Genomic DNA, 6,242 nt, shown 5'->3' with positions numbered 1-6,242 from the left:
GCTTGCCTCCAATCAGCAGCACGCAGTCAGCCGTCGGGCAAACCACGAAGATTTAGCCAGTTAGGACTGGCAAACTGCCGGTGCCGCATTTGCCAGATTTGATAGTGCTGTATAAATACACATATATGCAACGCAAACCCAGACTTGGCGCGCCCTGCAGGCAGGTTGGGGGTGCCGTATTAGGGAGACAGGAGGCCGTGATAAACGGACACGGCTGTCTCCCTACAACACGTTGGGCGTCATGATGTTCCCCTTCCGATCCGCAACACTTGCTTTGGTACTGTTGTGCCTTCCGCCTTCTGCGCTTGCGTCCGAAGCACCGATTTGCGGGGTCGCTCTCGGGCATCGATTTGAAAATGTGCGCGGCGCACTGAACGTGAGTAGCGTCGGCTTCAAAATGTTCAAGAACCTTGAGGCTCCGAACCGCACAGTGCGCGCTGAGAGCTTCGAGGGGCGTTTCATTGCGCCTTGTTCGGAGGTTGCCGCTCAAAGTGTTCCCGAGCCAACTATCGTGGTGGCGGTAGCTGTGCGCAGCCCGCGAAACGTTCTCGCAATCGCCTTCCGTCCGCGAGCAGCCTGCGCCGAGGCAGTATCGACGCTCACAAAGGAATATGGTGCCGCCACATCAACGTCGAATGAGATCACCGAGTGGCGTGTTCCATCATTGAAACGCCATGTCATGGTCTCAAACCAAGACGGGCAATGCTGGGTTCACCATCTTCCCTTCACGCTCAAGGGTGTGCGGCCATGACGCCCAACCCTTCAGTCAACCGGACCTGCCGCATGAAGATGCGGCAGGCCAGTTACTTTGAACGTTAGACGTCACGAAATGCAGCCCGATCCACTGGCTTGGTGGGAATCCACTTTCGGAAGCATTGCCCCTGTTGGACATGCCCTCAGGCGCTACCTGCCGTCAAACTGGACTCGCTTTCACTCACTGCCTGAGTCCAAACGCTATCCCGACTCGAAGAGTGAAGTAGAAGAAATTGTGTCGCGCCACACTCAGGTGGCGGCAGAGTTGTTCGCACCTGGCGAGCCGCTGTACGCTTTCCAGTCTCGGTATTCGACAACCCGTCGAAAGCTCAAGGAGAAGCGCTCAATTTCTGGAAGACAACTTCGTCAATCCATTGTGATGCTCCCAGTCAACACGGGAGCGGTAGCCAGGGAAGACGACGACATTCTGGTTACACGCGCACTAGTGACAACGTGGAAGCCAGACTTCTTTGACCGTCTCGTCAGAGAAGTTGCCAACGAGCAAGAGTCCTTGGTCGCATTCGCAGCGCCAGGCTCCCAAAACGTCTATTGCCCGTACGATGGAGGAATGGACATCTTTGTCTTCTCAACAACACCCGTACAGCTCGAGAAGAAGTTTCCAAATTGGTTGTCGGATAGGCAGGACAAGCTGTGACGTCTAACCAGTCGCTCGAGTGGACCTCCACCAGCTGGCCGCGCTACGCTCAGCAGTTCATCATCGCTTCGCGCGGCCAGCCGGTTCCGGCCCCTCAGCTTCAACGTTAGGGCTCTAGTGCACATGCTACCAACTCACTGGCTACAGTTCGTCGATTCCAATCACCTGGCGGGCAAATCCGCTAGCTTTTCCGAAGACGTTGACTTGTCTACTCTGGGCGCAGATATGGGGTTTCTCAACGAGACACAATCTGCCACCGAACTAACAGACTTCTGGCCTGGCATCGGCGTTGCTAAAGACGGGTACGTTCCAGTTGCCTGGTGCTCCGAGGGCAGTGGGGATTACTACTACATCAATACGAACGACGGGCCAAACGGACCTTTGTATCGCATCTATCACGATGCAGTGGGTCCCGACGGCTACAGCGCTGAGGATGCCGTGGTCAAGGTACTCAATCACTATGAAGAGCTGCTTGTCCATGTCGATCCCTAACCATTCCATCGAGGGGACAAACAACGGCGGTTCAAGCTTGTGCTCGTCGCGGGGGTCGGTGCCGCCGCTGTTTGCCCCTCATGTCAAACGTTAGGCCTCACATGACAAGTGGCTCATCACAGTCCGGAGTATTTGCCTTCAGGCCGCCTACGCCTGCTGAGGTGGATCAACTCGCGACAATCAGCGCGATAAGCTCCATTTTGGGTTTCTTGGCATTTCTATGCATTGTGGGCGCCGCAATGGCGGTAGCGCTTAAGACAAAACTCCCTGGGCGCAGGTCTGTTTTCCTCAGTGTCGTGCTTCTGTTCGGTTGGTGGGCCTTGGTCCAGTTCATGGGCGGCGATCTTGAGATGATTTTTGGTCCAATTGCGCTCCTAGTTACCTACTCGGTGTACTCAGCAATTGCAATTTGCTTCGCACTCGGCTACGTGCGAATGAGTTTTTCGGTCCTCAGGCAAGTCGCTGCAAAGGCTACAAGTAATGAGGCCTAACCATTCGCTCGAGTGGACCTACACCGGCTGGCCGCGCTACGCTCGCCAGAACATTTCCGCTTCGCGCGGCCAGCCGGTTCCGGCCGCTCAGCTCAAACGTTGTGCAGCAGGCTAATCCTTCTTCAAAGAGCCGTGGCCGGTTGCGCATTTGGCCCGATCACGCGGAGCAATTTCCGCAGCGGTTTGCCAGTTCGGTCGTCACTCCATTGGTGTCAGGCTTTGCCAGCAGAGATTTCGCCAGTTCAGGCAAAGTCGGGCGTGCACTTTCCATGGTGCGCGACGAGTCTTTGAGTTTGCGGCCAGCCTGTCGCCTCGGGCGTTCGCCACATGGGTGTGGCTCCGATGTACAGTTTTTGCATTCAACCCGTGGGGCTTTCAATACGGCTCCGCACAACAGGTCGCTGCAGCGGACGGCTTCGCCGCCCGCTGAGCTTCAACGTTATGCGTCACTACCCACACGCTAGACTTATCCGCTGGGACGCTTTAGTCGTCGTGGTGGCCTGGGCGCTGCTCGCGGTTTCTGGCGGCGGTGTTCTGCTGGTCGGATTGCTGAAACCGGCAGCCCTTCAGTGGGCCATGTGGGCGCTTTATGTCGCGCTTGGATTCTCAGCGCTGCATGTACTTCTCGCGTTCATTCACAAGTGCCCGGTTTGCGCAAAGCGTCCAATGATTGAAGGATTCACCCCGGTTCACCCTGACTCGATTTCACAGGCAAGATTAAATGGATGGGCAGGAGTGGCGTGGAATGTGCATCGCCACCGCCGCTTCATTTGCATCCACTGCGGAACTGAGTTCACATGCGACCGGTGACGCATAACCTGTCATTGGAGCGGTCCGCCTTCGGCGTCCGCTCACTTTCACGTTAGGCCTCACATGACAAGTGGCTCAACACAGTCCAAAGTATTTGCCTTCAGGCCGCCTACGCCCGCTGAGGTGGATCAACTCGCGACAATAAGCGCGATAAGCTCCATTTTGGGTTTCTTGGCCTTTCTATGCATTGTGGGCGCCGCAATGGCGGTAGCGCTTAAGACAAAACTCCCTGGGCGCTGGGCTGTTTTCCTCAGTGTCGTGCTTCTGTTCGGTTGGTGGGTCTTGGTCCAGTTTATGGGCGGCGATCTTGAAATAATTTTTGGTCCAATTGCGCTCCTAGTTACCTACACGGTGTACTCAGCAATTGCAATTTGCTTCGCACTCGGCTATGTGCGAATGAGTTTTTCGGTCCTCAAGCAAGTCGCTGCAAAGGCTAAAAGTAATGAGGCCTAACCATTCGCTCGAGTGGACCTACACCGGCTGGCCGCGCTACGCTCGCCAGAACATTTTCGCTTCGCGCGGCCAGCCGGTTCCGGCCGCTCAGCTCAAACGTTAGGCATCACCAAATGGGCTTGGGCCGACTACTCGCCTGTATTGCTGCATCGCTATTTGTGATCGCAAGGGCGCTTGCCCAAGATACGAGTGTCCTCAAGCTGAAAGAGCTTCCACTGAAAGCCCCTGACTATGTGCTCATTGAGTCCGTGTCGGAAGGAGATGCCTACGGCCCCGTAAGCCAAGAGGTTCGCGGCCGCTTTCATCGGCTGGTAGTTTTGCGAGCGAGCGTCGCCTATGACAGGCCAGTCCTTCGCCTAGAGACACTGACTTATGGCGACGAGGGCTGTTGCACTCGCCTTGTTGGGGCGAAGGAGTTGCCAATAGAGCAACTCAGCGAACACGGTATTGCGCTTCCGGAAGCCACAAAATCCGAGTTCAAACTAGTTCGCTGGCTCGACCCGCGCGCTATCGAGTTCAAATACGGTAACCTCGTTTGCAGGCTATCAGGCCTAGGCAGGCCGCAGCCCACGCTGACATGCAAGCAGTGACGCCTAACTGGTCGCTCGAGTGGACCTCCGCCAGCTGGTGGCGCTATGCCGCCTGTATATTTTCAGCTCCGCGCGGCCAGCTGGCTGCGGCCCCTCAGCTCGAACGTTAAGCATTTATGACCAAGTCCGTGAAAGGATGGCGCACGCAGGTTGCGTCGGACGTCGTTCGCGACGGTCTTGGCGTGGAGTTGCTTGACTGTGAGGATCAAGTCGTCGCAGAAGTCTTTCGATGCGATGCGGACCACACAGTTCTCTTTGCACAGTTTGTAGAAGCAATCCCTTTGCACGCTATCGAGACTTTGATTGTCCGAGCAAAGGAATGCCTTGATCCATTTGAGGACGGAACGCCCTTGGCTTCCAGCAACAGCGATGCTTAACCGTTCGCTCGAGTGGACCTCCGCCAACTGGCCGCGCTACGCTGCCTGTATATTTTCAGCTTCGCGCGGCCAGCTGACTACGGCCGCTCAGCTCGGACGTTAGGGCGCTTCAAGTGAAGTCCGTGATTCGGCTGATGCTGCTGTCCTCGCTTAGTTTTGGTGTAGGCCAAGTTCAAGCCACGTCGGACCTCGGCTACGGCGCGGTTCGGTACGGCAAAGGTCTCTCGTTCTCCACAGGCGTCTTCAGTCCAATCCTCATTGGGTACTTGGCCAACCCTGGCAAAGAGCCCTTTCTGATATTCACTGGCCGAGGCTGTACTGAGTGTGACGCCGGCACGAACATATACATACATTCGCCATCAAATGGCGAAATGAAGGGATCAGAGCAAGACCCAAGGCATTTGATTCCAGGTGATTTTTATCATTACGAGACGCGGGAACTGATCGAACGAGTCTGGTTTTTTTGGGGGCGTTGCTTAGCTGATCAATCAGAGGCTGCTGTTTGGTTGCACAGAGCTAAGGTAACCAATGGGGGCTGGGAGCAGCATGTAGTCGTGGCTTCCCAGAAAGACAACAAGCTGAACGTCAAAGTGGACCCGATTCGAGTTCCAACGCTGGTGGCGCTCCGCCGCGCTGTGAGCCTAGGGGCTTGCAATGAACTTGGCCGAAAGAAGCACATTTACACTGAGCCATGAGAAATCGCCCTAACCCTGCGCTCGAGTGGACCTCCGCCAACTGGCAGAGCTGCGCTGCTGGTGTGTTTTTAGCTCCGCGCGGCCAGCTGGCTCCGGCCGCTCAGCTCGGACGTTAGGCCTCTGAATCTTCTATGCACCAGAGTTTCCTCTCGCCGAATCGTGAACTGGCGCTGTCCCATCTGTCAACGCAGCATCCGTCGCGCCTCAGAGTGGTTTCACAAACCTTCGAACAGATCGATGGTTGCTTGGGTGCGTTTGAACGCCATTCACCCGCGGGTCCGTTTGCAACTGCCTGTGGTGTCGCTCTTGTCAAGGGTAAAAACTTCGCGGTTTGCTCCTTCGGATTGATAGCCGATGGGTACGGTCAAGAGAGCGGTGTGCTGCTTCGGCTCTTGGTCGAACACATAGAGCTCTTGAACTATCTTGAGAAGTTTCCTGACGAGGCGGGGCGCGCCCTCGAGAACAAACTTCCAACCGCAGGCGCACGCGCGATGCGAATCAATGGCAAATTCAAGTTTCTCCGTGACTTCCTGAATGAAAACTCCTCGCACGGTAGCTTTTCAGACCACTCCGTGGGGCATGTGCGAAACCGCGATGGCTCCATCAACAAGCGCCCCAACTTTGGAGCGACGACCTTCGACGCGAACTTCAGACTCACTGCCGTTTTCACAATCTTCCTACTTCGGGCTGCGGTTGAATGCATTAGGCCAGTTGATGGTCCGTCGTTCGATGACCATGCAAAGTTGTTCGATAAGTTGATTGGGAGGGCTCGAGATGTATTCAACATTTCCGCGAACGAAGAGGCCTAACCATTCGCTCGAGTGGACCTCCGCCAGCTGGCCGCGCTACGCTGCCTGTACATTTTCAGCTTCGCGCGGCCAGCTGACTACGGCCGCTCAGCTCGGACGTTGAACGACAGCATTCGG

The 6,242-nt window shown here is 56.0% G+C and carries 4 protein-coding genes; all 4 read left to right on the top strand.

Features of this window, described 5'->3' with window-relative positions; all coding sequences use genetic code 11:
- Nucleotides 1-241 precede the first annotated feature (241 nt).
- Nucleotides 242-751 carry a hypothetical protein gene (locus LNV06_RS06945; protein WP_263537470.1) on the top strand — a complete coding sequence of 170 codons (510 nt, stop codon included), beginning with the start codon at nucleotides 242-244 and terminating at the stop codon, nucleotides 749-751.
- Nucleotides 752-829: 78 nt separating this feature from the next.
- The gene (locus tag LNV06_RS06940) at nucleotides 830-1,408 is read left to right on the top strand and encodes a DUF3885 domain-containing protein (protein WP_263537469.1); all 579 of its coding nucleotides are present in this window, start codon (nucleotides 830-832) and stop codon (nucleotides 1,406-1,408) included.
- A gap of 123 nt (nucleotides 1,409-1,531) precedes the next feature.
- Nucleotides 1,532-1,900 (top strand): hypothetical protein, encoded by a 369-nt coding sequence (locus tag LNV06_RS06935; protein ID WP_263537468.1) that lies wholly within the window; start codon nucleotides 1,532-1,534, stop codon nucleotides 1,898-1,900.
- 3,547 nt (nucleotides 1,901-5,447) lie between these two features.
- The gene (locus LNV06_RS06930; RefSeq protein ID WP_263537467.1) at nucleotides 5,448-6,125 is read left to right on the top strand and encodes a hypothetical protein; all 678 of its coding nucleotides are present in this window, start codon (nucleotides 5,448-5,450) and stop codon (nucleotides 6,123-6,125) included.
- The last annotated feature ends 117 nt before the right edge of the window (nucleotides 6,126-6,242 follow it).

It is taken from the genome of Paucibacter sp. Y2R2-4 (genome assembly GCF_025717535.1).
Classification (GTDB): domain Bacteria; phylum Pseudomonadota; class Gammaproteobacteria; order Burkholderiales; family Burkholderiaceae_C; genus Paucibacter_A.
The sequence above is the reverse complement of the archived record's forward strand: the minus strand, read 5'-3'. Positions and strand labels throughout refer to the sequence as shown.

What these genes read in the sequence shown, in the direction of transcription:
- LNV06_RS06945 (WP_263537470.1), top strand. Translation starts at nt 242, where the DNA reads ATGATGTTCCCCTTCCGATCCGCAACACTTGCTTTGGTACTGTTGTGC.
- LNV06_RS06935 (WP_263537468.1), top strand. Translation starts at nt 1,532, where the DNA reads ATGCTACCAACTCACTGGCTACAGTTCGTCGATTCCAATCACCTGGCG.
- LNV06_RS06930 (WP_263537467.1), top strand. Translation starts at nt 5,448, where the DNA reads ATGCACCAGAGTTTCCTCTCGCCGAATCGTGAACTGGCGCTGTCCCAT.
- LNV06_RS06940 (WP_263537469.1), top strand. Translation starts at nt 830, where the DNA reads ATGCAGCCCGATCCACTGGCTTGGTGGGAATCCACTTTCGGAAGCATT.